At 64.1% G+C, this 24,198-nt stretch carries 21 protein-coding genes; 9 read left to right on the top strand and 12 right to left on the bottom strand.

Features of this window, described 5'->3' with window-relative positions; genetic code table 11:
* Positions 1–7: 7 nt before the first annotated feature.
* The 3 genes from G9V96_RS07350 to citC are packed head-to-tail and all read right to left on the bottom strand — an operon-like array spanning position 8 to position 2,374.
* The gene (locus G9V96_RS07350) at positions 8–934 is read right to left on the bottom strand and encodes an aldolase/citrate lyase family protein (protein WP_226913576.1); all 927 of its coding nucleotides are present in this window, start codon (positions 932–934) and stop codon (positions 8–10) included.
* The gene (citD, locus tag G9V96_RS07345) at positions 931–1,251 is read right to left on the bottom strand and encodes a citrate lyase acyl carrier protein (protein WP_168582450.1); all 321 of its coding nucleotides are present in this window, start codon (positions 1,249–1,251) and stop codon (positions 931–933) included. Before citD ends, G9V96_RS07350 begins: the two co-directional genes overlap by 4 nt.
* Positions 1,252–1,279: 28 nt before the next feature.
* Positions 1,280–2,374: a [citrate (pro-3S)-lyase] ligase gene (citC, locus tag G9V96_RS07340; RefSeq protein ID WP_210424485.1), complete on the bottom strand. Its 1,095-nt coding sequence runs from the start codon at positions 2,372–2,374 to the stop codon at positions 1,280–1,282.
* Positions 2,375–2,594: 220 nt separating this feature from the next.
* Here citC and G9V96_RS07335 point away from each other — a divergent pair, with 220 nt between their 5' ends.
* Entirely contained in the window at positions 2,595–3,551 is a 957-nt protein-coding gene (locus G9V96_RS07335) for an ADP-ribosylglycohydrolase family protein (protein WP_168582449.1), read from the top strand.
* Between the two features lie 168 nt (positions 3,552–3,719).
* Complete coding sequence (locus G9V96_RS07330; RefSeq protein ID WP_226913574.1) at positions 3,720–4,973, top strand: multidrug effflux MFS transporter; 1,254 nt, start codon at positions 3,720–3,722, stop codon at positions 4,971–4,973.
* An 85-nt stretch (positions 4,974–5,058) separates the two neighbouring features.
* Here the strand turns inward: G9V96_RS07330 and G9V96_RS07325 are convergent, their stop codons facing one another.
* The 3 genes from G9V96_RS07325 to G9V96_RS07315 all read right to left on the bottom strand — a co-directional run bounded on the left by G9V96_RS07325 (position 5,059) and on the right by G9V96_RS07315 (position 6,238).
* Entirely contained in the window at positions 5,059–5,235 is a 177-nt protein-coding gene (locus G9V96_RS07325) for a hypothetical protein (protein WP_168582447.1), read from the bottom strand.
* Between the two features lie 192 nt (positions 5,236–5,427).
* Positions 5,428–5,934 carry a LytR C-terminal domain-containing protein gene (locus G9V96_RS07320; protein ID WP_168582446.1) on the bottom strand — a complete coding sequence of 169 codons (507 nt, stop codon included), beginning with the start codon at positions 5,932–5,934 and terminating at the stop codon, positions 5,428–5,430.
* A gap of 1 nt (position 5,935) precedes the next feature.
* Positions 5,936–6,238: a type II toxin-antitoxin system VapB family antitoxin gene (locus tag G9V96_RS07315; protein ID WP_168582445.1), complete on the bottom strand. Its 303-nt coding sequence runs from the start codon at positions 6,236–6,238 to the stop codon at positions 5,936–5,938.
* A 346-nt stretch (positions 6,239–6,584) separates the two neighbouring features.
* Here G9V96_RS07315 and G9V96_RS07310 point away from each other — a divergent pair, with 346 nt between their 5' ends.
* The gene (locus G9V96_RS07310) at positions 6,585–8,198 is read left to right on the top strand and encodes a helicase HerA-like domain-containing protein (RefSeq protein WP_168582444.1); all 1,614 of its coding nucleotides are present in this window, start codon (positions 6,585–6,587) and stop codon (positions 8,196–8,198) included.
* A 135-nt stretch (positions 8,199–8,333) separates the two neighbouring features.
* Here G9V96_RS07310 and G9V96_RS07305 read toward each other — a convergent pair whose 3' ends face one another.
* From G9V96_RS07305 to G9V96_RS07280, 6 genes are all read right to left on the bottom strand, one after another.
* On the bottom strand, positions 8,334–10,067 hold the full coding sequence (locus tag G9V96_RS07305) for a hypothetical protein (RefSeq protein ID WP_168582443.1): 1,734 nt from the start codon (positions 10,065–10,067) through the stop codon (positions 8,334–8,336).
* 113 nt (positions 10,068–10,180) lie between these two features.
* A complete protein-coding gene (locus G9V96_RS07300) occupies positions 10,181–11,755 on the bottom strand; it encodes a hypothetical protein (RefSeq protein WP_168582442.1) in 1,575 nt (524 codons plus the stop codon).
* Between the two features lie 464 nt (positions 11,756–12,219).
* Positions 12,220–13,332, bottom strand: coding sequence for a DegT/DnrJ/EryC1/StrS family aminotransferase (locus G9V96_RS15395; RefSeq protein WP_168582441.1), 1,113 nt, complete (start codon positions 13,330–13,332; stop codon positions 12,220–12,222).
* 19 nt (positions 13,333–13,351) lie between these two features.
* Positions 13,352–14,380 carry an NAD-dependent epimerase/dehydratase family protein gene (locus G9V96_RS07290; RefSeq protein ID WP_226913644.1) on the bottom strand — a complete coding sequence of 343 codons (1,029 nt, stop codon included), beginning with the start codon at positions 14,378–14,380 and terminating at the stop codon, positions 13,352–13,354.
* Between the two features lie 53 nt (positions 14,381–14,433).
* On the bottom strand, positions 14,434–15,099 hold the full coding sequence (locus G9V96_RS07285; RefSeq protein ID WP_168582440.1) for a NeuD/PglB/VioB family sugar acetyltransferase: 666 nt from the start codon (positions 15,097–15,099) through the stop codon (positions 14,434–14,436).
* Positions 15,100–15,198: 99 nt separating this feature from the next.
* The gene (locus G9V96_RS07280; protein ID WP_168582439.1) at positions 15,199–16,329 is read right to left on the bottom strand and encodes a glycosyltransferase; all 1,131 of its coding nucleotides are present in this window, start codon (positions 16,327–16,329) and stop codon (positions 15,199–15,201) included.
* Between the two features lie 671 nt (positions 16,330–17,000).
* On the opposite strand from G9V96_RS07280, the gene G9V96_RS07275 reads away from it, so the two are divergent.
* From G9V96_RS07275 to G9V96_RS07250, 6 genes are all read left to right on the top strand, one after another.
* Positions 17,001–17,510 carry a histidine kinase gene (locus G9V96_RS07275; protein ID WP_168582438.1) on the top strand — a complete coding sequence of 170 codons (510 nt, stop codon included), beginning with the start codon at positions 17,001–17,003 and terminating at the stop codon, positions 17,508–17,510.
* Positions 17,507–20,953 carry a glycosyltransferase gene (locus G9V96_RS07270; RefSeq protein ID WP_168582437.1) on the top strand — a complete coding sequence of 1,149 codons (3,447 nt, stop codon included), beginning with the start codon at positions 17,507–17,509 and terminating at the stop codon, positions 20,951–20,953. The genes G9V96_RS07275 and G9V96_RS07270 overlap by 4 nt, the downstream gene beginning before the upstream one ends.
* Before the next feature lie 210 nt (positions 20,954–21,163).
* Positions 21,164–21,982 (top strand): flagellin N-terminal helical domain-containing protein, encoded by an 819-nt coding sequence (locus tag G9V96_RS07265; RefSeq protein ID WP_210424483.1) that lies wholly within the window; start codon positions 21,164–21,166, stop codon positions 21,980–21,982.
* A gap of 98 nt (positions 21,983–22,080) precedes the next feature.
* On the top strand, positions 22,081–23,448 hold the full coding sequence (gene fliD / locus G9V96_RS07260; RefSeq protein ID WP_168582436.1) for a flagellar filament capping protein FliD: 1,368 nt from the start codon (positions 22,081–22,083) through the stop codon (positions 23,446–23,448).
* A gap of 30 nt (positions 23,449–23,478) precedes the next feature.
* Positions 23,479–23,868: a flagellar export chaperone FliS gene (gene fliS / locus G9V96_RS07255; protein WP_168582435.1), complete on the top strand. Its 390-nt coding sequence runs from the start codon at positions 23,479–23,481 to the stop codon at positions 23,866–23,868.
* A gap of 3 nt (positions 23,869–23,871) precedes the next feature.
* The gene (locus G9V96_RS07250) at positions 23,872–24,186 is read left to right on the top strand and encodes a hypothetical protein (RefSeq protein ID WP_226913572.1); all 315 of its coding nucleotides are present in this window, start codon (positions 23,872–23,874) and stop codon (positions 24,184–24,186) included.
* Positions 24,187–24,198: the final 12 nt, after the last annotated feature.

Genomic DNA, 24,198 nt, shown 5'->3' with positions numbered 1-24,198 from the left:
GTTCCTCCTACCGGCGGACGCCGGAGGCGTCGGCGTAGCGGACGGTTCGGCGGGCAGCCTCGACGATCGGCGCGTCGATCATCTTGCCGCCTAGAGAGACCACGCCCAGCCCTTCGCGGGCCGCCCGGTCTGCGGCGTCGATGACGAGGTGGGCGCGGTCCAGCTCTGCCTGGGTGGGGGCGTAGGCGTTGTGCAACAGGTCGATCTGGCGAGGGTTGATCAAGGATTTGCCGTCGAACCCGAGCCGTTTGATGACCTCGACCTCGGCTAGGAAGCCCGCTTCGTCATCGACGTTGGAGAAGACCACGTCGTAGGCGCTGATCCCGGCGTAGCGGGCGGCGTGCAGGACGGCGCAGCGTGCGTAGAACAGTTCCGAGCCGTCCCCGCGGGTGGTGCGCATGTCCACGACGTAGTCGAACCCGGCCAGGGCGATGGAGGTAAGGCGGGGTGTGGCGGTGGCGATGGCAACGGCGTTGACGACGCCGGAGGCGGATTCGATGGCCGCCATGAGTCTGGTCGAACCAGGAGCCCGACCGCATTCGGTCTCGATCTGTGCGACGCGTTCTTCCAACTCCAGGATGTCCTGGGCGGTTTCTGTCTTGGGGAGGCGGATGACATCGGCTCCGGCCCGCACCGCCGCTTCCAGGTCGGCCGGGCCGAACGGGGTGTCCAGCGGGTTGATCCGCACCACCGTCTCCACGCCGGCGTACAGCTTGCTGCGCAGCGTGTGGAAGGCGATGAGACGGGCGCTGTCCTTCTCCCGCAGCGCCACCCCGTCTTCGAGGTCGAACATCACCGCGTCGGCGCCGTAGATGTAGGCGGTGCTCATCATGGCCGCGTTGGAGGCGGGGATGAACAGCATGCTGCGGTGCGGCATTCGGGCCGGGGCCCGGGAGGAACTGTGGTCGGGGTGCGGCCGGTGGTCGTGGCTCACAGCAGGCTCCAGTCCACGCTGGTGCTGGCGTCGGTGGTGCCGGTGGCTTCATCGGCGCAGGCCCGCAACACCGCAGCCTGCACGCGCGCTCGCAGGGTGCAGTCCAGGGCGCCCTTGTCCTCGACGACGATCTGGCCCTGGCTCACCCCCATCTTGTCCAGGGTGTCCTGCACGACTTCGGTGATCTGAGTGCCGAACTGGGCCATCACGCTGGAGTTGATGCTGACGTCTCGTTCGCCACCGTCGGTTGGCGACACTCGCACCAGGGCGTCGCTCGATTCCAACGTGCCGGCGAGGGAGTCCCTCACGATGCGCATGGCATGGCCTCCGGTTGTGCGTCGATGGTCAACATGGTCGGGTCGAGGCGCGCTGCGGGGGTGGTGGCGCGTCAGGGGCGTACTTGGCGGCGAGCAGGGCGAAGGTCGGGTCCGGCACCAGCGGGCGCAGTTGGTCCAGATCGCCGAGCTCGAGCAGCCTGCGCACGTTGGTGGCCGAGATGGCTTGGCTGCCAGGTTCGTCACCGGCTGCCACCCGTGGGATCTCGACAACCTGCACCGGCGCGGCGAAGGAGGGCGGCAGGTCGCGTCGTTCCAGCCAGTAATGCATGTCGGTGTTGTATTGCCGTGTCACCCGGCAGAACGGTTCGGTGCCGACATAGCGGTGGGTCACCCCGAGCGCCGGTGCGATGTGTTCCCGGAAGATGAGCAGGTCGACGGCGGTGGCACACATGTCGACCAGCCCGGAGTCCTTCAGGAAGTAGGAGGGGAACGTCGCCTTGCTCACCACATAGGTGGTGCCGGGGTGGACGTGGATGTGGTCGCGTTCGCTCATCTCGGCGACCCCCGCGCGCACCAGAGCGAGACGGTCGGTGAAGGGGAAGTACGAGGCGTCCTCGGCGACGACGAAGACGTGCAGGTAGTCGCAGTCGCGGGCGGCTTCGCGCAGCAGGTGCTGGTGGCCTTTGGTGAAAGGGTTGGCGTTGAGTACGACCGCGCCGACCTTGTCGCGGATGCGTCGGTAGTTGCGCAGATCTTCGGTGTAGCCGCGGATGCCGCGCGGGGTGTTTTCCATCATCACGACCTGATCGGGGACGGCGACGATGGGGTGGAAGCCACAGGAGGTGAACAGGTCCTGATATCTGGGTTTGGTGTAGACGAAAAGGTGGGCGTGACCGCGGGCATGCGCGATATAGCTCAGCTCGGTCATCAGGTGCGGCAGCAGGTTGAGGCCTTGGGCGTGCTGTGCCACCGCCACGCATTTCACGATGCCGCCGGCCAGAGCGGCGCAGCCGATGAGTTCCCCGAAGTGCCGGGCTACCAAGATGATGTCGAGGTCGCCGTCGAGATCGAGGTCGTGGGAGGCGAGGAACTGCGCGACGGCGTCCATCTCGGTGTGGTCGACACCGGGTGTCACTGTGGAGAGATCGATCTCCTCCAGCACGCCGTCCAACTCCTCGACTCGGGTGGACCCCAGGGTCCTGGCGCTCTGCCTGGCCTCGTTCCAGCCTAGAACTCCGGATGCGCCCAGGTGCCGGGTTCGGCGAAGTCGGCGCAGGTCCACCCCGGTAGGCCCCTCGTGGCGAAGCTGCGCCGAGCTGCCGGGCGGGGCGCGGCGGCCTCTCGTCTTGACTGTCGTTGCCCGCTGGGATGTTCTGTGCCACATGACTGCTGGCGAGATGACCGAGCGTGCGCGCGGAGCTGTGCTGGGCTTGGCGTTGGGCGACGCCCTGGGGATGACCCGCCGGATGGAGCCGCCGGCGCAGGGAACGTCACGTTCGCGCAGCCAGCCTCGACTGGGTGAGGTTTCCGCCACGCTGCGTCAGGCAGTGAGCCTGGGTTGGTTGTTGCCACCGGCTGGGGCGGCACCCGATCACGACGCCCTGGCCGCGGCGTGGACCCCGATGCTGGACCGGGATCTCATCGAGGCCGGGGACCCGCTGGAAGATGACGACACTGCGCGGGCGCTGCTGCGACGGGAGCGTGGTGGCGCGGAGACGGGAGCGGCAGGGGTGGATGCGGCAGCCGCGGTACGCGCGGTGATGTTCGGTCTGGTGCTGCCCGCCGACCCTGCCGCGCAGATCGCCGCGGCCGTGGCAGGAGTGACAGCGTTGACCCACGACACTCGGCTCGGTCAATCGGGCGCGGCGGGCGTCGCGGCCGGGATCAGCGGCGGGTTGGAAGGGGCCGACGCCCATACTCAACTGGGGTTGCTGCTCAACGCCGCCGACCTGGGCGCCGCCAACGGGGTGCACGTGCCGGGGCCGGACCTGGGCACCCGGGTGCAATGGGCCACCGCCCTGGTCGGGCGGACCCAGGAGGACCCGAGCGAGATTCTTGACGTACTCATCGGAACCAGCGCCCTCATGCAGGAAGCGGTGCCGGCGGCGCTGGCGCTGGTGAGCGTGCACGCAGACGACCCGTGGGGGGCCTGCCAGGCGGCGGCGTCCCTGGGCGGCGCCAGCCCGCTCATCGGCGGTATCACCGGTGCGCTGCTGGGGTCTCGGCACGGCTCGGGTGCCTTCCCGAAGCCGGTGGTGGATCGGCTGTTGGCAGCACACCCGGACCTGCGGCTGGTCGAACTGGCCGACGCGCTGCTGGCGGTGCGGCCCACGCACTGAGACCCCGGCCGATCCCAGTCGGTGCCGGATCGGAGCCCGACTACGCTGCCTTGGATCGAACGGTACTGAGCTGGGTTGTGGTGGTCTGGGTGGATGCCAGGCCCGCCCGGCGGGCCAGCCGCGGGGCGGACGCTTGCCGCCCGAAGCCCCGACGAGGTGAGACATTTCGTGCTCGGAACCACCGCGGAGGGGGGCGCAGTGCAGCAGAGCAGACAGGGCGCTGGGGCTGGTCTGGTCCTCATCCTGGCCGGTCTGGCGATGTTCGGGCCGTTCACGATCGACGCGGTGTTCCCGGCGTTCGAGGCGATCCGTCGGGACTTCTCCGCCGACACGTTGGCGATGCAGCAGGTGACCAGCCTTTACCTGTTCTGCTTCGCCACCATGAGTCTGCTGCATGGCCCCCTCTCGGACGCCGTGGGCCGAAAACCGGTGATGCTCGCGGGGATCAGCGTTTACGCGCTGGCCTCGGTCGGGGCGGCGCTGGCCGTGAATCTGCCGATGCTGCTGGCCTGCCGCGCGTTGCAGGGCCTCGCCGCCGGCGGCGGACAGATCGTCAGCCGCGCCATCGTGCGGGACCTCTTCGACGGCCCGCAGGCGCAACGGCTGATGAGCCACATCGCGATGATTTTCGGGATGGCCCCAGCGCTCGCCCCGATCATCGGCGGGGCCATCCTGTCGGTGTCGCCCTGGCCGGGGATCTTCTGGTTCCTCGTAGGTTTCGCGGTACTGATGGGGCTCAGCGTCGCCTTCGGCCTGCCGGAGACGCACCCGCCGCACCGGCGCACTCCGCTGCGTCCCACGTCCCTGTTCAGCGAGTTGTGGGCGGTGGGTTCGCAGTGGCGTTTCCTGCGGATCGCGCTGGCGGGGGCGTTCGGTTTCGGGGGCCAGTTCCTCTACATCGCCTCGGCGCCGCTGTTCATCGTGCACCTGTTAGGGCGCGGCGAGCGTGACTTCTGGATCCTGTTCGTGCCGATGATGAGCGGCATGATCTGCGGGGCGTTCCTGGCCGGTCGGGCGGCGGGGATCATCACCGCGCAACGGTTGGCCAGCATCGGTTTCACGATCGCGGCCGCCGGTGGCGTGGTGGGTGTCGTGGTGACCTCCGTCCCCGGGTTCGCCGACCTGCCGTGGGCGGTTCTGTCGCCGACGATCATCGCGTTCGGCATCGCGTTGGTCTTTCCCGTCGTGCAACTGGCGCTGCTGGATGAGTTCCCGCTGCGGCGCGGTGCCGCCGCCTCGGTGGGCACCTTCGTTTCGCTGACGTTCGCCGCGGTGCAGGCCGGGGTGGTGTCGGCCTTGGCGGCCACGTCACTGGAGCGGCTCGCCCTGACCAGTCTCGGTTTCGTCATCCTCGGGTGGGTGCTGTGGGCCTGGCATGTGCGCACCAGCGACACACCGCCGTTGGCTGCATCCGGGGCCTGACATACGCAACGACCGGCGACACCCGTGGTGTCGCCGGTCGTTCACAGTGGTTGCGCCGCCCTCCCCAGGAACGCCGCAGCAGTTCTCAGGAGATTTCGCGCAACGCCGCGTCGAGGCGTTCGAAGCCGCGCAGGTCGTTGAGCAGAGCGTCCATTTCGACCTCGTAGGCCAGGTCGAGTTCGCCCAAGTCCATGTCGAACCCTTCCAAGACGAGCGTGTCGTCGCTGAACGGTGCGACCTGGACCGTGGTGGTGCTGAACATGTTGTCCTCCCCGATTGGTTTCCCGGCCCCCCGCCGGGTCCTTGCCGGTCATCTTCTCGACCGGCACCTACCTATCGGCCTGGACGCTCGTTCATCAAAGAAAACTCGGCAAGTTTTTCTAACAAGCGTCCAACTGCAGGTCAGGGGCCTCCCGCTGGCGTGGATCGGGGCCTATCTGCGGGGCCACATGGCTCAGCAGTCAGTCGCGGTGGAGCGCGGTGAGACCACCGAGAAGCGTTCTCCAAGAACGAGATCAACGGATGTCCCGGTGCGCTTGTCGGCGACGAGTCGGGCGCCGCGCACCCGGGTGGCCAGAACTTTGGCTGCTTGCTCGCCGGCGGGTCCGTAGCGGATCTCGGCGACGTCGGCGATGCTCGCGGCGAGCGGATCATCGCCGACTTCACCCACCTGGAAGCGGTGCGTTCCGAGGTCTTTGGCGGTGTTCCTGGCCAGCCCAGTGCGGTTGGTCGAGTTATACACATTGACGACGATCGTGTCCGGCGAGGGAACTTCTGCACTGGCGCTGGGGCAGGGTTGCGCGCCCGTGGCTGGGGTTCCCCCGGGGTCTGGCTTTCGCAGCAGCAACCCGGCGATCGCCAGGACAAGGATCAGCACCAGAGTGCACACCAGCGCGAGCAGCAGCAGGGCGCGGCGGCGCCGAACCCGCGCGGGAAGCCCCCTCTGTTGGACGTAGGACATCTCAGCTCGCCCCAAGGGTGAGGATCCGGGCGTGCAGATAACCCCGTTGGGCCAGCGCGGCGCGTAACGCGCGGTGCAGTCCGTCTTCGAGGTACAGCTCACCCTTCCAGGACACGACGTGGGCGAACAGATCGCCGTAGAAGGTGGAGTCGTCGGCCAAGACGACCCGCAGGTCCAGCGTGCTCTTGGTGGTGATGAGTTCGTCCAGACGAACCAACCGCGGCGGCACATCGACCCAGTCCCCAACGGAACGACGGCCATGGTCGGGGTAGGGGCGCCCATCGTTGACGGCCTTGAAGATCACGCTGGCAGTGTGCCAGAGCGGCCCGCCCACCTGGGCTGATTGCTGTTCGCTACGGGTGTGGCGCCGGGCGTGCCTGCCGGGGGCCTCCGTTGCCGTGGTGTGTCCGCCAGCGGGGGGTGCACGCACCCGTCAGGTCCGCCCAGGCGCCTGCGTGACCTTGGGCCGCTGGCCTACTGGGTGTTCGGCCGTCTGGCTGCTGGCTTGTTCGCCGGGCCCGCCGCACTGATTCGTGCGCGCGTTGCGCTCCGCTCAGCCGATGGCGGGCGGGCCAAGGCGCGTGCCGGGGCGTTCTGTCCGCCGGTTGCGTCGGCCTCGCCGAGACCGGTGGGGCGGATAAACTGCGCTCGTGACGACGCCGCAGACGCAACTTGACGCTATCCGCACCGGCTACGCCTCGGCGGGTCCGGCGATCGAGCTGGGCGCGGCGGTGAGCGCGGGGGAAGCCGGGGCGTTGAACGCCCACCCCGACGTCGCGGTGCGGTTGCCGCTGGCGATGATGAACCGGCACGGCCTGGTGGCGGGGGCAACCGGCACCGGCAAGACCAAGACGCTGCAACTCATGGCCGAGCAGCTCAGCACGAACGGCGTCCCGGTGTTCGTGGCCGACGTCAAGGGCGACTTGTCGGGTCTGGGCGCGCCCGGGGTCGCCGGTGACCGGGTCACTCAGCGCGCCACCGACGTCGGCCAACAGTGGCAGGCTTCGGCATTCCCGATCGAGTTCTACAGCCTGGGCGGTCAGGGGCAGGGGGTGCCGATCCGGGCGACGATCACCGACTTCGGGCCGATGCTGCTGTCGAAGGTGTTGGGTTTGAACGCGACCCAGACCTCCAGCTTGGGCCTGGTGTTCCACTACGCCGACAAGCGGGGGCTGCCGCTGCTGGACCTGAAGGACCTGCGGGCGGTCGTGCAGCATCTGGTCTCGGATGAGGGCAAAGCGGAACTGAAGGAACTCGGTGGATTGTCCTCCTCGACGGCCGGGGTGATCCTGCGTGAGCTGATCGCGTTCTCGGATCAGGGCGCGGACGTGTTCTTCGGCGAGCCCGAGTTCGACACCAGCGAGTTGTTGCGGGTGGCCGGTGACGGGCGCGGCATCATCTCAGCGCTGGAGCTTCCCGCGGTGCAGGATCGGCCGGCGCTGTTCTCGACGTTCCTCATGTGGCTGCTCGCGGACCTGTTCCAGGATCTGCCGGAGGTCGGCGACATCGACGCCCCGAAGTTGGTCTTCTTCTTCGACGAGGCGCACCTGCTCTTCGACGGGGCGAGTAAGGAGTTCGTGGCGCAGATCGAGCAGACGGTGCGGTTGATCCGCTCCAAGGGCGTCGGGGTGTTCTTCGTGACCCAGACGCCCAAGGACGTGCCTTCGGGGGTGTTGGGTCAGCTCGGGAACCGGGTGCAGCATGCGCTGCGCGCGTTCACCCCGGAGGATGCGACGGCGTTGAAGGCGACGGTGCGCACCTTCCCCAAGAGCGAGTACGACCTGGAGGAACTGCTGACCCAGCTAGGCACGGGGGAGGCGGTCGTCACCGTGTTGTCCGAACGCGGCGCACCGACCCCGGTGGCGTGGACGCGGATGCGCGCCCCGCAGTCGTTGATGGCGCCGATGGAGCAGGCCGCAGTGCAGCAGGTGGTGACGGCCTCACCGTTGAACGCGCGATACGCGACGGCGGTAGACCGTGAGTCGGCCTACGAGATGCTCGCCGGCCGACTGATCGCGGCGGAGAAGCCCGCCGCAGCACCGGCACCGGCCCCGAACCCCGGCGGTCCCACCCCCATTCCGATCCCCACCGATCGCGAACCTGGTCGGGCCCGCGAGCCCAAGGCACCCAGGGAGGATCCCGGCATCGTGGAGCAGGCCATGGAGAACCCGATGGTCCGTTCGATGCTGCGCAGCGCAGGCACCGTCATCGGCCGCGAGATCGGCCGCAGTATCTTCGGCACCGCCAAACGCCGCCGCCGCTGAGACCATTTCGCCGCCTGGCCGTGCTTGGCCGACGACCCTGAAGTACGGGGGCAGCGCCGACCCTGCGGGCGGGCTCGAGCAGGCACCGGGGTTGAACGCAGCACTCCGCTTCGTCGCGCGTTCTGCCCCTCACGCTCAGCGTCCGTAGGCGACGCCGTCCAGGTGTAGCGTCTGGCCGTTCTTGCCGCCGTGTACGACAGTGACGACGTGTTTGCCCCACAGCACCGGGATCGGTTTGAGCACGCGGCGCGTGATGTTGCCTGTGCTGCGGGTGTCCATGGTGGCGACACGTTTGCCGTCGATGTAGACCAAGGCGGGGGCGCCGGTGGGTGAGGTGCCGAACCACAGCATGACGCGGTTGGTGGTGGGGGTGGTGGCCCGCCAGCCGGCGGTGCGCCGGTTGCTGGTGAGCATGGTGCGCCCGAAGGCGGCACGGTCGATGCTCAGCTTCCAGGCCGGGTTGGGGGCTTTTGCGATGTCGTAGGGGAACCACACGGTGGTGACGCGCGACCACGGCGAGATGGTGCGGTTCTTGGCGACGGCCTGCACCTGCACCTCGATGATGCTGCCGGGGCGGGCCCGCATGACGGCGCGGGTGGCGCGGGTCTCCTGGTACCAGGGACGCCACGGCGCGGCGGCGCGCACCTTGTTTCCGGTCAGGGTGATAACGCGGTAGCGCACGTTGTAGGTGGCGCCGTCGGGGAACTGCGCGGGTGCTGCCCAGGTGAGCGTGCTGGCGCCGGGGCTGACGAGCGCGGTCGGGACGACCACGCGGGGCAGGGCCGCGGTGCCGGCCCCGGAGCCGCCGAGGATCCATTCGGTGGTGCCGCTGAGGGTGAATTTCTTCGGGTCGGCGCTGACAGCCTGCACTTTGACGCTGGTCTTGTCTCCGACGGCGACCTCGAGGGTGGGCGCCTTGTCGGAGGTTTTCGCCGGTTTGCCGTCGACGATCCAGGTCACGCCGGGCACGTTCTGCACAGTGACGATGTTGGGGTTGGGTTTGGCGGGCTTCTTGGGGTCGATGCTCTTGACGGGGGCGCCTTTGCGGAACGTGGGCGCCTTGTCCTTCGGCACGGTGACGGGGGCGGTCCCGTCGAAGGTGTAGGTCCACCGGGTTTGTTCCGGGGTCAGCGGAGTGCCGTCGGGGTTGGCCAGGCGGTAGCCCTTGTCCGGTGTGGCGGTGACGGTGACGGTGCCTTTGCCGGGGGTGGTGCCCGGTTTGCCGGAGTACTTCACCCCGGTCACGGCGGGGATGGTGACGGTGTCCTGTTCGGAGCCTTCGAGGTCTTCGAAGCTCGGTTCGAGGGGGATGACGCAGTCGGCGTTGGTGACTTTAAAGGTTTCGGTGCCGCGGGTCCCGGTGTCGGGGTCAGCACCGGCCATGCTCAGCGGGACGTACTCGAACGCACCGTTGCCGGCGTAGGTGAGCACGCGCACTGCCAGGAACGTGGTGGAGGCGTCGACACTGCGGGTCCAGGCACCGTTCTTCATCTCCTGGTAGCCCAGCGCGGCAGCCCATTCGGCTTCGGTGAGCGTGGCGGGGGGCGCCGCCTCTGGAGTTTTGGAGGTGGTGCTGGGCTTCTTCGGCGCAGTGGGTGCCTTGGGCGCTTTGCCGTCGGGCAGCAGTTGCAGCCAGAAGGTGCCGGCGCCCTCGACCTCGATGCTGTCGAGGCGACCGCACCCGTCGGTGACGACAGCGGTGGCGTTGCTGGTGGGGGAGAGCTTGCCGGCGGCGGTGGCGGCCGGTGCCAGGGCGGGAGTGGCGGCCAACGCGGCTGCCGTGCCGAGGGCGATCGCGCAGGCTCGGTTCGTGCGCGGCGAGAACGGGCGGTGGGAGGGCAGTGAGTGGGCGCCCGATCCGAACGGCATGGTCGGCTACTTCCTGGCTGGCTGGGGTGAACGGTGTGGTGGGTGGGCCCTGGTGGCGGGCGGGGCGCTCACCGCGCTCGTGAGGTCCGAGCGCGGTGAGCATCCGTGCCGAATCAGGGCGCGGGGGTGATGGGGGTGCCGACGGCGCTGGTCGTGGATTCGCCGTAGCCGTAGTCGAACACCGGGGTCACCTGTGCGTCGGCGGCGCTCGCGGTGCGGAAGCGGTGGACGTCTCCGGCCTTGACGCGGGCCGTGGTGGTCTTGCCGGCGCTGCGAATCTTCCAAGAGTTGACCCCTTGGACGCCGGTGATCTCGACGGACTGTGGGATGCCCGCCACCTGCTTCACCTTGCCGGCCACGCCGACGACGCTCAGCTTGGACGTGAACGTCAACGGCGTGTCTGCGTCGGCGCCTGGCGCGAAGGAGTAGTCGGCGGCGACAGCCACGACGGGCTTGACGGTGACGGGGTAGTTGTCGCCGAAGCTCTTGGCTGCGTAGTTGAGCGCGACGGTCTTGGTGCCGGCGGTGACGGCGTGGGTGCGCACCCCGGCGGGGGTGGTGACCTGCCATTTCACGCCCGGTACGGCGTGCAGGGTGATGGAGTCGTTTTTGGTGCCGCCGAGATCCCTACCGACCGTGGGTGCTTTGCCGGTGAAGGCGGCAGCGCTGATGGTCTGCGGTGTGGAGGTCGCGCTGCAGGTCCAGGCCAGCGAGCCGGGCTTGCTTCCTTTGACGGTGGTCAGGTCGGTTATCGGGGCGCAGGCGCTCAGCGATGGGTCGTGGATGGCGGGGTTGGCGGGCATCTTGTAGCCGGGGGCGGGGATGGCCAGGACCACGGCCGGTTTGCCCTTGGTCCCTGTCTGGGCGGTGCGCCCCGCTTTGGTGCCCAGGCGGCGTCCGTCGACATACCAGGTGGCGTTGGCTGTGTGCGCTACGACGACAGCGTCGGCTTTGATGCCGCCCAGGTCGAGCACGCCGGGGGCTTGCACGTCGGCGTCGTTCACAGCGACGTTGAAGGCCAGTTTCCATTGCAGTCCGTAGCTGTCGTCCGCGACGAGGTAGTCCTCTTCGTTGACGACGGCGGTGACGGTGACGCTGGGGGTGGGGCCGGTGGCGCCGGTGGGGTAGAAGCCTCCCTTGAGGGCGCTGAGGTCGACTGTGGTGCTGCCGACCTTCCAGGTCACGCCCTTGACGGTGGGCAGGGTGAGGCCGTCATCGAGGTAGCCGGGGCGGTCCACGGCGCGCGGTGAGGTGGCGCCGGTGAGTTTGAGGACTCCCTTGGCCTTTTTGAAGTACAGGGTGGGGAAGATCTGGGTGGAGCCGTCAGCCAGGACCGCCTTCACGCGGATCGCGTCGAGGTCTTTGGCGCTGACGTTGCAGAACTTGTCGGCGGCCTGGGTGCTGGCGTTTGCGCAGGTCGGGCTGGTGGCGGGGTCGTCTGTCGCGTCCGGTCGGGCGCTCACCTTCCAGGTGACGCCGGCGACGTCCGGGAGGCGGACGGCATCTTGGGTGGAGCCCGGCTCATCGATCTTTTTGGGCGCCTTCGGCCCGGACAGCTTCTTCGGTGCGGTGGCCGCTTCGGCGGGCAGCGCCAAAGCGGTGCCGAGACCGACCACGCTCAGCGCGATGGTGGCGGCGCTGAGGACCTGGGAGGTCCAGCGTGGCGCGGGAGCAGAGTGCTTACCCATGGTGAGTTCCTTCTCGTCTGGGAGATCGTCCGTGATAGCTGTGCTGCACTGGCGGTCCGGGCACTCAGGAGGGTTGGGCATGGACTCTTGCCTGACCAAACGGCCCCAATACGGCCCCGGACAGGCGACCTGAAGTCACGATTAGATAACGGCCCGGGCGTGGTTGCGCTAAGGGAGTATTCGGGTCCGACGTTCACGAGACGTCCAGCGCAGACGCTGCCGGACGGGCGCGGGTAGCGCTCGCTGCCAGCTCAGAGGAGAACCTGGCGGCAGTGTGGCGCCACGGCGTGGCGGGTTCGTAACCCTGACCGCGATGTGCGATCCCGAGAACGATCTGATCGCTATGAAGCCGACGGGCACACATTGACGTCCAAGGTCCCGTTAGTTGGTAGAACCGTCGGGCACATGCGACTAGTTGTCGACTTCACTAAGGTATTTATTTACACGAGGGCGCAATGAGAAGATCAGGAGCTTGAATCTCTGGCCAACTCAAAACAGGCAGAGACAACAGTTTGGATCTCCTCCGTAGTCGAATTCCAAGATAGAGGGAGAGCAATTCCGTCCCTGCCCAAGCGGCTGGCCCGAGGCAGGTCGTCAGCGCGGTATCCGAAAGACTTTCGATAGACCACCTGCTCGTGCCCTGCAATCGATGCGAGGGCGGCGCCTATGCCTTTTTGGCGCAGAGTTGTAACCCACCTAGCCCCTTCCATGGAGGCGGGAAGCACCATAAACGTTTGGAACGTATGTCCAGAATCGTAAAAAGGGACTGTGAGTGACGGCAAGCCATGCAGCGCCTCGCAGTACCTTTTCGCAACCCTCCTGCGGAGATCGAGTATGTGTGAAAACTTATCGAGCTGAACAAGTCCGATCGCCGCTGCTACCTCGCTCAGGCGGTAATTAAGACCAGTCGTGACAAAGTGTCGTTGATTTCCGCTCGATGTCTGCCCGTGGTTTCTAAAAGCTCGGCATGCTTCTGCAACGTGGCGGTGCTCTGTGAGGATGGCACCACCCTCACCCGTGGTGATCGATTTCCGCGGATGGAAGCTAAGCGTACAGGAGGATACTCCTTGCGAGAGGGTGCGTCCGTTCGACCTGGAACCTAGAGCGCACGCGCCGTCCGCCACAACACTGAGTCCATACCGCGAGGCAATTTCATCGACGGTACCCATGTTAGCCATCAGTCCAAACTGATGCACAGGAACAATCAGTCTTGGCCGGTAGCGTCCGTCACGGTGACATTTCTCGATCTTTTCCTCGAGGTCAACAGTGTCGATATTGTAAGTCGTTAGCGACGAATCTACGAAGACGACATGCCCCCCCATGCTTACTACCACGTTCGCTGCAGATGGCCAGGCGAAGCTCGGGATAAATACCGCGTCACCTGGGCGCAGGCCCGCAGCTACAAAGGCGGCATGGAGTGCGGCTGTGCCCGACGAAACTGCCACCGCATACCTGGACCCAGTTTCTCGGGCGAGTTTGTGTTCGAATTCCGCAACAACCTCTCCCTGAACCAGCCACCCTGACATTAAGACCCCCCGGACCGCATCGCTCTCCTCGGCACCTATCGAGGGACGCATGAGAGGGATCATATTTCCCTCATGCATCGGTCACACTCGCAGGGGTCGCGGCTCGCCTTATGGCGGCCCTTGCTGCAGCGCTCTGTGCGTTAGCGATGCTTTCTTGCATTAATGTTGAAGAAGCGGCACTCTGAGCCGTCCTACGAATTCCATCCTCCAGATCCACCTCCGCCTCGAATCCCAATAGGTCACGTGCTTTCTTTACGCTGGGGACTCGAAGTTCGATATCTGCTCGTTCTCGTTCTTCGAAGCGTATTGCAGAAGGGCTGCCCAGTACGCGAACGACTGTTTGCGCCAGCCCTAATACCGTTATGACGGCGCGAGCGTTACCAATATTGAAGGATTGGCCTATGGCTTCAGGACGACTGAGGCACAGCAGCAATCCCCTGATGAAGTCCTCTATATAGCACCAGGCGCGTATCTGATTGCCGTCACCGTGGATGATTATGTCTTCCCCCTGTAAAGCCTTCCTGATGAATTGCTTTATGGCTCCTTCGCCGACTTGACCAGGCCCGTAAATGTTAAAGGGGCGAACGGAAACGGTGGGCAGGCCGTACTCCTGATGGAATGCCTGCGTCAGGTGCTCTCCGGCGAGCTTGCTGACCGCGTACGTCCAACGGGCCTCTCCCACCGCTCCGATACAAGAGTCATGAAGCTCGTCTGCTCGGAAGGCCGATGACCCAAACACCTCGCTGGTGGAGAAGTCGACAAATCGTTCGAGGTGGCTTCCTGCACTCTGCGCTGCAGACAGAGCATTAGCTGTACCAACCATGTTGACCAGCATCGTCTCGGTGGGGCGCTGAAGGACCGTATCGATCCCGGCTACTGCGGCCAAGTGGAGAATCATACTTGGTTGAAAAGAGTCCACCGTCTTTGTAAGATGAGCCAAGTCAAGGACGTCTCCCTGGATCACTTTCAATCTAGGGTGGCGATTGATCTCAGCTGGTTTGAGTGCGTTTCTGCGCAGATCGTCATATACAAGGATCTCGTTATCGACCACTAGACTTCTGCACAAGGTTGATCCTATGAAGCCTGCCCCTCCAGTCATCAAGATGCGTCGACCGCGAGGCCTGTTTTCTAGATCTATCATTCTCTGGTCCTTCATCGTCGTAGCCCTTTAATCGACTTTTCAAGTGGCCTGGCTGGGTTCCCTACCACAACGGCGGACGGGGGTACCGCGCTAATAACGGTTGCGCCTACTCCGATGAGCGAATTTCGCCCGATCTCTAAGTCTCCCCGGATGCGAGCACCAATGCCGACAAAGGTGTATTCGCCGACCGAGACTCTACTTCCTATCGCGACCTGGAAGGCGCAGTAGCTATAACTACTGATTTTGGTATCATGAGCTATTGTCACGTTCTGAGCAATGGCGCAGTGGTTGGCCAAGGATACGCCCGGCTCAATTGTTGTATGGGAGCCAATGAAGCAGCCGACGCCTATTGTGGAATTTTTAGAAATGACAGCGGTCGGGTCCAGTACCGACGTCCAGCGGTCATCGGGGATTTTGAGGGACGTTACACGTCTCCAGTGCGCCTGGTTGGCTGCGGGTGCGTACAGAGAAGAAAGAAACTGAGTATCTGGCGGAAGCTCTTGCCAGTGTTCAAGTGGGCCCATGGTTGGCGCACCGTCGACACCTGACGATTGTTTTTCTGTATCGTCATCGAGATAGAAAACCTCGCGGTAGCTGCCCGTTCGTAGTGCCACGTCACGCATATAGCGGCCGGTCCCCCCGGCCCCTAGGATTGCAAGATCGGGTTTGCTAAGCATGCTCATCTCTCGTCGAATAAACGGGTTGGCTCCTATGCGGAGATGCTTTCCTAAGCTGTTGCAGTCGCATCGAACGGCCGTTCGCCTACTGGGTTTGCACTATAGAAGCCAAGGGTGGATTTTGGACGCAGATTTTTGCCTCTCTGCAGTAAGATCTCCTTGATAGGCGCGAATGAGGCGGCTGCCCGTATTCTCTATTGCGTGATATTTCATGACGTACGCGCGAGAGGCTGCGCCTATGTCGGTGAGCATCTCAGGATTCTTTGATAGCACCTTCAAGGTGGCCGCCAGAGTGTGACGATCGGCGCATATAAGAGGGAGGTCCTGAGGGTAGAAGTTCTTCATCTGGTCGTTAACAAAGCAAATGGTCGGCTTTCCCATGGCCATGGCCTCGATGGCGAACAGCCCATATCCTCCGGAAAGGATCTGATCAATAATAAGGTCGGCGGAAGCATAGATTTGTCTAGCCTGCGCGTGGTTCGTATTTTCCACCTGAATATATTCGATTTGGCAAGTCTTTGACGCCTCGGTGACAGCTTCGATGATGTAGTCAGTGCCCTTGTATAGCTGGTTCGTTGGTGCATGTACTATGCGCAGTGATCGCTTTTCTCCGGATTCTGAAACGCTGGCCGGGGGGTGGGAGTCCATGCTAATGAATGCTGGGAGGAAAATGACTTGCTCGTAGAAATCACACACATAGTTATATAGTTCAACATCGGCAACGATAGCCGTTTTTATGCGGGATCCGAGGAATTGCAGGCGGCGGCAGATGAATGTTTCGTCGGTTGGTTTTAGACGAATGTCAGGACTATTTTTAGTAGCCAAGCTGCGTCGCCGGACGTCACTTCCCCAGTGATGCATAAACATGGGATAATCGTTCTCCTGAAGTGCCAAGAGATCCTTATGGTCCGGCATTAGCGTGCTTCCAAAATGAAAATGAAAGATGGAAAAGTTCGCCATCGCAGTTGCTGTTATTTCACTGGTTGCCCGATGGGCCATAGCAGAGGTTAAGTTGTGTATGTCTAGTGAGGCGTCGGACGGATAATTGAGGTAGCTTGGATAATAATTGAGCGACATTCCGCGATGTCCCTGCAGGCGCAAGAATCTGGCCATAATGTTCATCTGTCCGGCAATCTCCATTGTTCCGTGGAGAATATCGAGGCTCGGCGTGGATGGGCTATCGATTCTCCGCTCGCCAGGCGGGATATGGTGCTTTTCGTTGGCATCCATCTTAAGGATCCTGTCCGTACATGAGCGAGTTGCCGTGCCGATTTGTAAGAGTCTGGCGGAATCTAGAGTCTGCGCGACCGTATTTCAACGGTGCGCCTAGGCCGGTGGGTGGGGTGCCTTCGAGCTTCAGGGGGCGGCCGCCGACGTTGGGTGCTCAAGATGATTACCCTTCGGTCAATTGAGTCAATTCCTGAGTGAAGTGGGCGAACTGGGCCAGAGTTGGGCGCACGACGCCTCCATAGTCTGCTTGGAAGGCGGAAGCGTCGGACCCAAGGGCAGACTCGCCGAAAGCATCGGATCCCTGGGTAGATGACTAGACGTGGGCCGCGGCCAACACCCCGCACGCATAGAGCGCCCTGTGGCGCCCGGGCATCTAAGGGACGCTGCCTGCTTAAGACAACCGTTGGACAGCTCCTCCATGGATCCACACCGGTAGGGGTGCGGAGAGGGATTTCGAAAACGACAACTGCCTGCCGAGCAGCCTGGTGATTTGCGCTTGCCGGAGGCTTACACCCGTGGGGGCCCGTCTCTCCCTGCCTGCGCCGAAAGCCGTGCTGGCAGTAGCTGAGGGTCACTCCTGAGTTGTCATGCCGCTAGCCGAGTGCCTCAGGTGGCGCTAAAGGGGGCCGATGAGCCCAGGGGAAGTGGTCAATCAAGCTTGAGGAGAGACGGTGTCTGATCTGAGCTCGCTCGCCAACATCGCAGAACGCTTGCGAACGCTAAAGGAACAGGTGGATGCCGAGCACGACAGTGAAGCTTCGACCGCTGTCCGTTTTGTCGTGGCGACTGACTGGTCTAGCGCGGCCGGGCCGCTAGCTGTCCTGCGGGCCTATCAAGCAGCGTTCGGCTCGGCCGCGCCGGTCGAGCTCTGCTTCGCTGTGCCCAACGAGCCGGGCGAACAGGATGAAGCTTGCGTGCAGGTGCTGCTGGAGGGTTTGCGGGAGAGCGGTGGCGTGGGCCGAGTGCGTGTCGAGTCTTTTGAAGAGGCTTCCGCTCAGGCGTACGACGCGGCGGTCGTGCCCGGGGCTGACCCAGAGCTTCTGCTGAGTGAAGTCGCCGGCGTGATCACGCGCATGTTCGATGTAAGTCGCCGTATGGGCGCCGAGGGGCAGGCCCCAGCGGATGCCGGGCAGGGGGACCCCGCAGCTCTGGCCACGCGGCTGCAGAACTTCGTCGCATGAGTGGCCGTCCGATGGTTGAGCCCTGGCTCAGCGTGGTCACCTTCGTTCACGATGATCAAGACGCATCACCGTCGGACTTCATCGCTTGTGTGCGCGCGTGGGCCGGCCCGCGGATTAAAGAGATTTGCATTTACGACGCCACAACCGACGGGCGGGCCCAGCCGCTAGCGGAAGCCGAGGGGCTCAAGGTTCGGCGCGGCTACTGGGATCACGAGGTCGGGCGCGCACGGAACGAGGCGATGACCCTCGCGCACGGTCAATGGGTGCTCGTTCTCGACATTGATGACACCCCCGCTGGGGATGCCGGGGAGCTGTGCGGAAAGCTGCGCAAGGCAGAGGCCGACATCCTGACTGTAGAGACGCACGCGGAAGGGCAGGTGCGCCGTCTGGGACGTCTGCTCCGTCGAGGCTCAGCGACGTATGTCGCCTCTGAGTCGGAATTTACGAACTCCGCCTTCACGCCCGCACGCACCTACGGCCACCTGTCGCGGGAAGAGTTCACCATCATGCAAGCCCCGCGCCGACCGGATGCTGCCCGCAAGGCGCCGAGACGGTTGGCGCGCTTGGCGCGGGAGCTTGGCGCTGCGCCTGCCGGGGCAGCGGAGCATCAAGCCCGCGCGCGTTTTGCGCGGGAGTGTCTCCTCGTGGGGGACGTCGCTCAAGCCGTTGATGAGTACGAACAGCTTCTGACGGCTCACCGAATGACGCCTTCGTCGGATGCGTGGATTCTTGCGGGCCTGGAACAGTACGTTGACTTGCTGATTGGACAAGGCGACCTTGACCGCGCCAGCGCGGTCCTGGATGTGCTCGAGGCTGGACCAAACCCTTCTACTGCTTCGTGGTTACGCATCCACTGGCACCTCGCCAACGGCGAGGTCGACACCGCCCTGGCAATGCTGCGTACGCAAGAGGTTCCTCAGCCGAGCTGCGCGCCACCCCTACCTGGTGATTGCGTCGTGCGGCTGCGGTACCGGGTCGCGGGCGCGGCGAACAGCCCCCATGACGTGCTGACCGCGTTACTGGCTCTGATGACGATGGGTCTAGAGATCGCGGGGCAGGGAAAGCCGCTGCTGCGCCTCTGGGGGCGCCGCTCGCCCCAAGACCTTGCTGACGTCATCGCATCAACGGGCACCACCCACATCGACGCCATAGCTGACGAACTGCAGCGGACATCCCAGGTGGGATCGAGGGTTGCCCATTACCTGCGGAAGCAACAGCGCCGGTTCCGCTCGGCTGCCGTAGTGATCGCACGGGACGAAAGTCGCTGCATCGAACGGTGCGTCCGTAGCGTGCTGCCCTGGGTCGACGAAGTGGTCGTCGCGGACACCGGGTCGAGCGACGACACTGCGGAACTAGCTGAAGCCGCTGGTGCACGCGTCATTCACATTCCCTGGACCGACGACTTCTCCGCTGCGCGTAACGCCGCTCTGGAGGCGGCAGGGGCGGACTGGCACGTATCCATCGATGCCGATGAAATTCTTACGGGGGGCGGTGCGGAGCTTCTTAACCTGGCCGCGGTGGCGCCCGAGATGGTTTACACCGTAAATGTTTCCAACGCCTTCACGTTAGCAGGAGAGTCGGAGATAGCGGTCGAACGCATAACGCGCATCCTCCCAGGCCATGTCCGCTTTGTAGGAAAAATTCACGAGTTAGCTGCACATGATCTTGAGGTTGTGCCAGCCCCAGTCACCATCGAACACGACGGCTACGAACCTGCACAGCTAGAGGCCAAGCTCGCACGTCGCGAAGCGCTTCTTCGAAGCGCGCTAGCCGCGAACCCCTCAGACGACTACCTTCGTTACCAGCTCGGCCGCAACCTAGAGACACAGGGCCGCCTCGCAGAAGCCGTAGATGAATATGCGCGAGTCAATCGTGAGCGTGTCGCTCATGAGGGTTGGCATCACATCCTTGTCGTGCAATACGCTCACACGTTGACGAGTCTCGGGCTCCACGCAGAGGCGCTTGATGTTCTGGCCGAGTATGCACAACAATATGACGCTTCCCCGGATTTTCACTTCGTTAGCGGAAATGTGCTGCTGAATATTACATCGAGCGAGCCTTCGCTGGCTCGTGAGCTGTTGCCTCAGGCCGCCCAGCAATTCCAGCGTTGCTTGGATCTGGGAGAACAAAGTCACCTAGTGGGCCACGTCCTCGGTAGGGGAGGGCGGTTGGCTGCTCACAATCTCGAGGTTGTCCGTGATTGTTGCCTAGGGCTCGACATACCACTCGCTTGCACTTCGAATGCGGAGGCGCCCGCGGAAGACCCCGTGGTTGACGTACAGACAACTGAGGCGGCGGGGGGTGACGGGGCGCCAATGGGTATTTTGGATGTGGCGATGATCGTGAAGAACGAAGAGGAGAATCTAGAGCGTACGCTGCGCTCCCTCGAATCATTGCGCCCCCTCTTGGGGGACGTGTGTGTCTATGACACGGGGTCTACCGATGGGACGCGCGAGTTAGCGCGATCGTTGGGCGCTAACGTATTCGAGGGGTACTGGGACGACAATTATTCTCGCGCGCGGAACGCGGCGGCCGCCATGTCTGACGCAGAGTGGCTGTTGGTTGTTGACGCCGACGAAGCAGTCGAGGCGGACCCTGGAGCGTTGGCCGAAGAACTTCGGAAGGCTGACGAAGCCAATCGTGAATATCTGAGCGTCGAGGTGACACCAGACGTCACTCTTGTCGGGGCGGGGCAGCAGTGGATGTCGCCCCGCCTCTATCGGCCCGATCTGGTTCACTACTCAAGGCCGGTGCATGCCGAGCTCCGTAGACGGGATGGCAGCACCCTTCCCCCCACGCAGGATCTTGCGCCGACCGCGATCCGGATCACCAATTACGGGGTCGACCCGGCGCGATTGAAGAGAAGCAGCGAGCGCTCGCTGCACCTCACCGACCTCGCTCTAGCCGATGATGCCGCGGCGCCGGATGCTGACAGGTTGGCGGCGCTCGTCGACCGCGCACGGGCGCGTTGGGGGGCTGGCCAGGCAGAGGAGGCGCTGGAGGACCTCCGTATAGCAGCCGCCATGCCCGCCACCACGAACTACTGGATTTGGGCGCAGCAAATGCTTGCTGATTTCCAGATCGCGACTGAACGGCTTGACGAAGTAGCGCAAACACTCTCGGTGCTTAAGGGGTGTCGCGTGCAGGACCCGTACACGGCATGGGTCGAAGCCCGTCTCCTTCTGGCCCAAGGCTACGCCCAGCGCGCGTCACACCTCCTGTGGCGCCTCGGCGACGTGGCGAACGCGGTAGGTCTTACCGTTCCATCCGAGGAAATCCTCGGGGTCGCGCTACACGCCGCCATCGCCGCCCAGGATCACGCCGCGGCGGTTCTAGCAGCGCAGCGTCTGGCAGCGGTGCGCGGAGGAGACCCTGAACTAGACAGCAAGGCGGCACGCCTGAAGACGCTTCTAGCCAGCGACGGGGCGTCTCGCGAGGCGTGAGACTCGGGCCCAACAGGATCTACCCGGGCTAGAAATTTCTCGTGAGATCTTCTTGAGTGCCGGGCCAGAGCGCCGATGGGGCTGGTGTCGGGAACGAAAACCCCGGCACCAGCCGGGGCTAACCGCCTCGACAGGTCTAGCCAAAGGGCTTAGACCTCGGGATCACCACGGACGGTGACCCGGACCCCACATCCACGAAGGAGCAACATCATGGGTCTGCAAATCAACACCAACGTCGCCGCGCTCAACGCATACCGCAACCTCACGGGTACGCAGGGCTCCATGCAGACGAGCCTCGAGCGTCTCTCCTCGGGTCTTCGCATCAACCGTGCAGCCGACGACGCTGCCGGCCTCGCGATCTCGGAGAAGCTGCGCAGCCAGGTCAACGGCCTCAACCAGGCCCAGTCCAACGCTCAGGACGGCGTCTCGCTCATTCAGACCGCAGAAGGTGCCCTCAACGAGACGCACTCGATGCTGCAGCGCATGCGTACCTTGGCAGTGCAGTCGGCTTCGGACACCAACACCTCCAGCGACCGCGCTGCGATCCAGAAGGAAATCACCGCTCTCGTCGATGAGATCGACTCCACTACAACCCGGACCGAGTTCAACGGCATGAAGCTGCTGGACGGTAACTTCACGGGCAAGAAGTTGCAGATCGGTGCCAACGCCGACCAGACAATGAACATCAGCATCGCCGCGATGAATGCCACGGGCCTGGGGGTGAATGATCTTACTGTCGGCACGCAAGCCGACGCACAGACTGCTCTGCAAACCATCGACACGGCCATCGGTAAGGTTTCTGGTCAGCGCGCCGACCTCGGTGCTGTCCAGAACCGTCTCGACCACACCATCAAGAACTTGGGTGTGTCGGCGGAGAACCTGGCCGCTTCCGAGAGCCGCATCCGCGACACCGACATGGCGAAGGAAATGACGAACTTCACCCGTTCGCAGATCCTGCAGCAGGCCGGTACCGCGATGTTGGCCCAGGCCAACCAGTCCAGCCAGGGCGTCCTTCGCCTCCTCGGCTGATCCGGTTGATCTGACATAACTGAACAACCCTCAGGGGGCGTGGGCTACTCGCCCGCGCCCCCTGATCGGTTGTCGGTCCATCCACGGAAGGAGGAACCATGCAGATCAGCGGACTAGGTTCAGGCATCGACACCTCGTCGATGGTTAAGCAGCTCATGAGTGTGGAACGGCTCGCCGGCCGCTCGTACACCCAAGGCAAGGTCAACTCGCAGGCCCTCGTCAGCGCGTTCACCAGCCTCAACTCGAAGATGAAGTCCCTCGGTGAGGCGGCCAACGCCTTCGTTCCAAAGTCGGTTCTCGACAAGAGCGCTTGGGCATCGGTAGCGGCCAAAAGCAGCAACGAAGACATCGCCAAGGTCAGCACGTCAGACAAGGCGCAAACCGGGACGCTCACCTTCACGGTGCAACAGATCGCCCAAGCCGGCACCACCATGGCCGGAAAAGGTTTCAGCGCCGACGAGGTCGTCAACAAACCCAACGGCGAAGCCTTCGACTTCAACATCAACATCGAGGTCACCGGCGAACCCAGCTACGTGAAGGTCGGCGCCGACGCCAAGCTCGCGGACGTTGTGGCCGCCATCAACCAGCAGGCCGGCGCAGACGTCAAAGCCACCATGGTGCAGGTCGAGTCAGGCACCTACAAGTTGCAGATCCAGTCGGCCACCACCGGCTCCAAGAGCAACGTCCACGTCACCAACGGGTCCACCCCACCCGTCATCTCCGACGTGCTCGGCAAATTCGCGCAAGTCGCCGAGGGGAAAGACACTGTCCTGCACATCGGCGACGCCAACAACGGGTACGACGTGAAGTCATCCACCAAGGAGGTCAAAGACCTCCTGCCGGGAGTCACGATCAAGCCTGTCAAGGCCGACCCGACGACGCCCGTCACCGTTGACTTGAGTGCAGACGCTGCAGGCATGGCCGACAAAGTCGAGGCCATGATCAAGTCAGCTAACGAAGCGCTGAGCAACATCAAGATCAACAGCGGCTACAACAAGGACAACCCGACCGCTTCCGGGCCGTTCGTCGGCGACTCGACCACTCGGGATCTGACCAACAGCATCCGGGAAGCCATCGTGGGTGGCTTCGGGGTCAACCCGGCCGGCGCAGGGATCTCGGTCGACAAGGCCGGCACGATCACCTTCGACCGGGCGAAGTTCACCGAGTCCTACGGCAAGGATCCGGAAACGGTTCAAAAGACCGTGAACGGAGTCGCCACCAAGTTGGGTCAGGTCGCAGAGCGAGCGACCGATTCAAACCATGGGCTCATCACTGTGCGAATCCAGGGCGAACAAGCCTCCATCAAGGACTACTCCCAGCAGATCAGCCGGTTCGAAGACCGGATGTCGATGCGGCAGCAGACCCTGGAGGCGCAGTTCGGCGCGATGGAATCGCTGCTGTCCAAGATGCAGTCCCAAGGCAGTTGGCTATCCGGTCAGCTCGCCACCCTGCCGACCGGCAACTGACTCGTTGCCCCATCGAATAAGGACTCCTGAATGACCACCCAGGCCCAGCTCCGCAACCGGTACGCCCGCGAATCCGTGAACACCGCATCGCCAGCCAAGCTCGTGACGATGCTGTACGACCGGCTCATCAGGGACCTCTCCGACGCGGAGCAGGGCCTGGGCTCACGGGATATCCAAGCCGCCCACAACGCCCTCACTCACGCCCAGAACATCCTGTGGGAATTGCACTCCACCCTGGACACCTCGGTGTGGAAAGAAGGCGAACAGCTCAAGCGCCTTTACGAATGGTGCGTCGACGAACTCGTCGCGGCCAACGTGGAGAAGGTCGCCAGCCATGTGGTCGACGTGCGCGATGTGCTGATGCCCATCAGCGACGCCTGGCACCAGGTCGTCGCGTCCGGCGAAACCGGGGAGCGCTGAGCAGTGCCTGCCGACACCACCGCGTGGGAGCAGGCGCTGACCCAGATGGAAGATGACCTGGACAAGCACGAAGAGCAAGTCCGCCTCGGCGAAGCCAGCCTCGTGCCGGCCTGGGAGCCACCCGAAGACCTCGGACCGATGCCGGCGCAACTAGCCGAACGGGCCACCAACCTGGTTCGGCGGATCGGGCTGCTCACCACGTTCGTGCAGTTCCAGCTCACCGCCGCCGAGAACGACCTCAAACACCTCGCGCAGCACCCCGGTGGGCGCGCCACGGGGAACAAGGCCATCGCCATGTACCTCGATGCTTCCGTCTGAGCTGGCCGGGCA

The sequence above is a fragment of the Gephyromycinifex aptenodytis genome, from assembly GCF_012277275.1.
In the GTDB taxonomy this organism is placed as follows: domain Bacteria; phylum Actinomycetota; class Actinomycetes; order Actinomycetales; family Dermatophilaceae; genus Gephyromycinifex; species Gephyromycinifex aptenodytis.
Note: the sequence above shows the minus strand (reverse complement) of the source record. Positions and strands in the feature narration are given on the sequence as shown.

Bases quoted from the DNA above. Each gene is read 5' to 3' on its own strand.
- fliS (WP_168582435.1), top strand. From the start codon at position 23,479: ATGACCACCCAGGCCCAGCTCCGCAACCGGTACGCCCGCGAATCCGTG.
- citD (WP_168582450.1), bottom strand. From the start codon at position 1,251: ATGCGCATCGTGAGGGACTCCCTCGCCGGCACGTTGGAATCGAGCGAC.
- fliD (WP_168582436.1), top strand. From the start codon at position 22,081: ATGCAGATCAGCGGACTAGGTTCAGGCATCGACACCTCGTCGATGGTT.
- G9V96_RS07320 (WP_168582446.1), bottom strand. From the start codon at position 5,934: ATGTCCTACGTCCAACAGAGGGGGCTTCCCGCGCGGGTTCGGCGCCGC.
- G9V96_RS07300 (WP_168582442.1), bottom strand. From the start codon at position 11,755: ATGGGTAAGCACTCTGCTCCCGCGCCACGCTGGACCTCCCAGGTCCTC.
- G9V96_RS07305 (WP_168582443.1), bottom strand. From the start codon at position 10,067: ATGCCGTTCGGATCGGGCGCCCACTCACTGCCCTCCCACCGCCCGTTC.
- G9V96_RS07335 (WP_168582449.1), top strand. From the start codon at position 2,595: ATGACTGCTGGCGAGATGACCGAGCGTGCGCGCGGAGCTGTGCTGGGC.
- G9V96_RS15395 (WP_168582441.1), bottom strand. From the start codon at position 13,332: ATGCGTCCCTCGATAGGTGCCGAGGAGAGCGATGCGGTCCGGGGGGTC.
- G9V96_RS07285 (WP_168582440.1), bottom strand. From the start codon at position 15,099: ATGCTTAGCAAACCCGATCTTGCAATCCTAGGGGCCGGGGGGACCGGC.
- G9V96_RS07290 (WP_226913644.1), bottom strand. From the start codon at position 14,380: ATGACTGGAGGGGCAGGCTTCATAGGATCAACCTTGTGCAGAAGTCTA.
- G9V96_RS07270 (WP_168582437.1), top strand. From the start codon at position 17,507: ATGAGTGGCCGTCCGATGGTTGAGCCCTGGCTCAGCGTGGTCACCTTC.
- G9V96_RS07325 (WP_168582447.1), bottom strand. From the start codon at position 5,235: ATGTTCAGCACCACCACGGTCCAGGTCGCACCGTTCAGCGACGACACG.
- G9V96_RS07265 (WP_210424483.1), top strand. From the start codon at position 21,164: ATGGGTCTGCAAATCAACACCAACGTCGCCGCGCTCAACGCATACCGC.
- G9V96_RS07280 (WP_168582439.1), bottom strand. From the start codon at position 16,329: ATGGATGCCAACGAAAAGCACCATATCCCGCCTGGCGAGCGGAGAATC.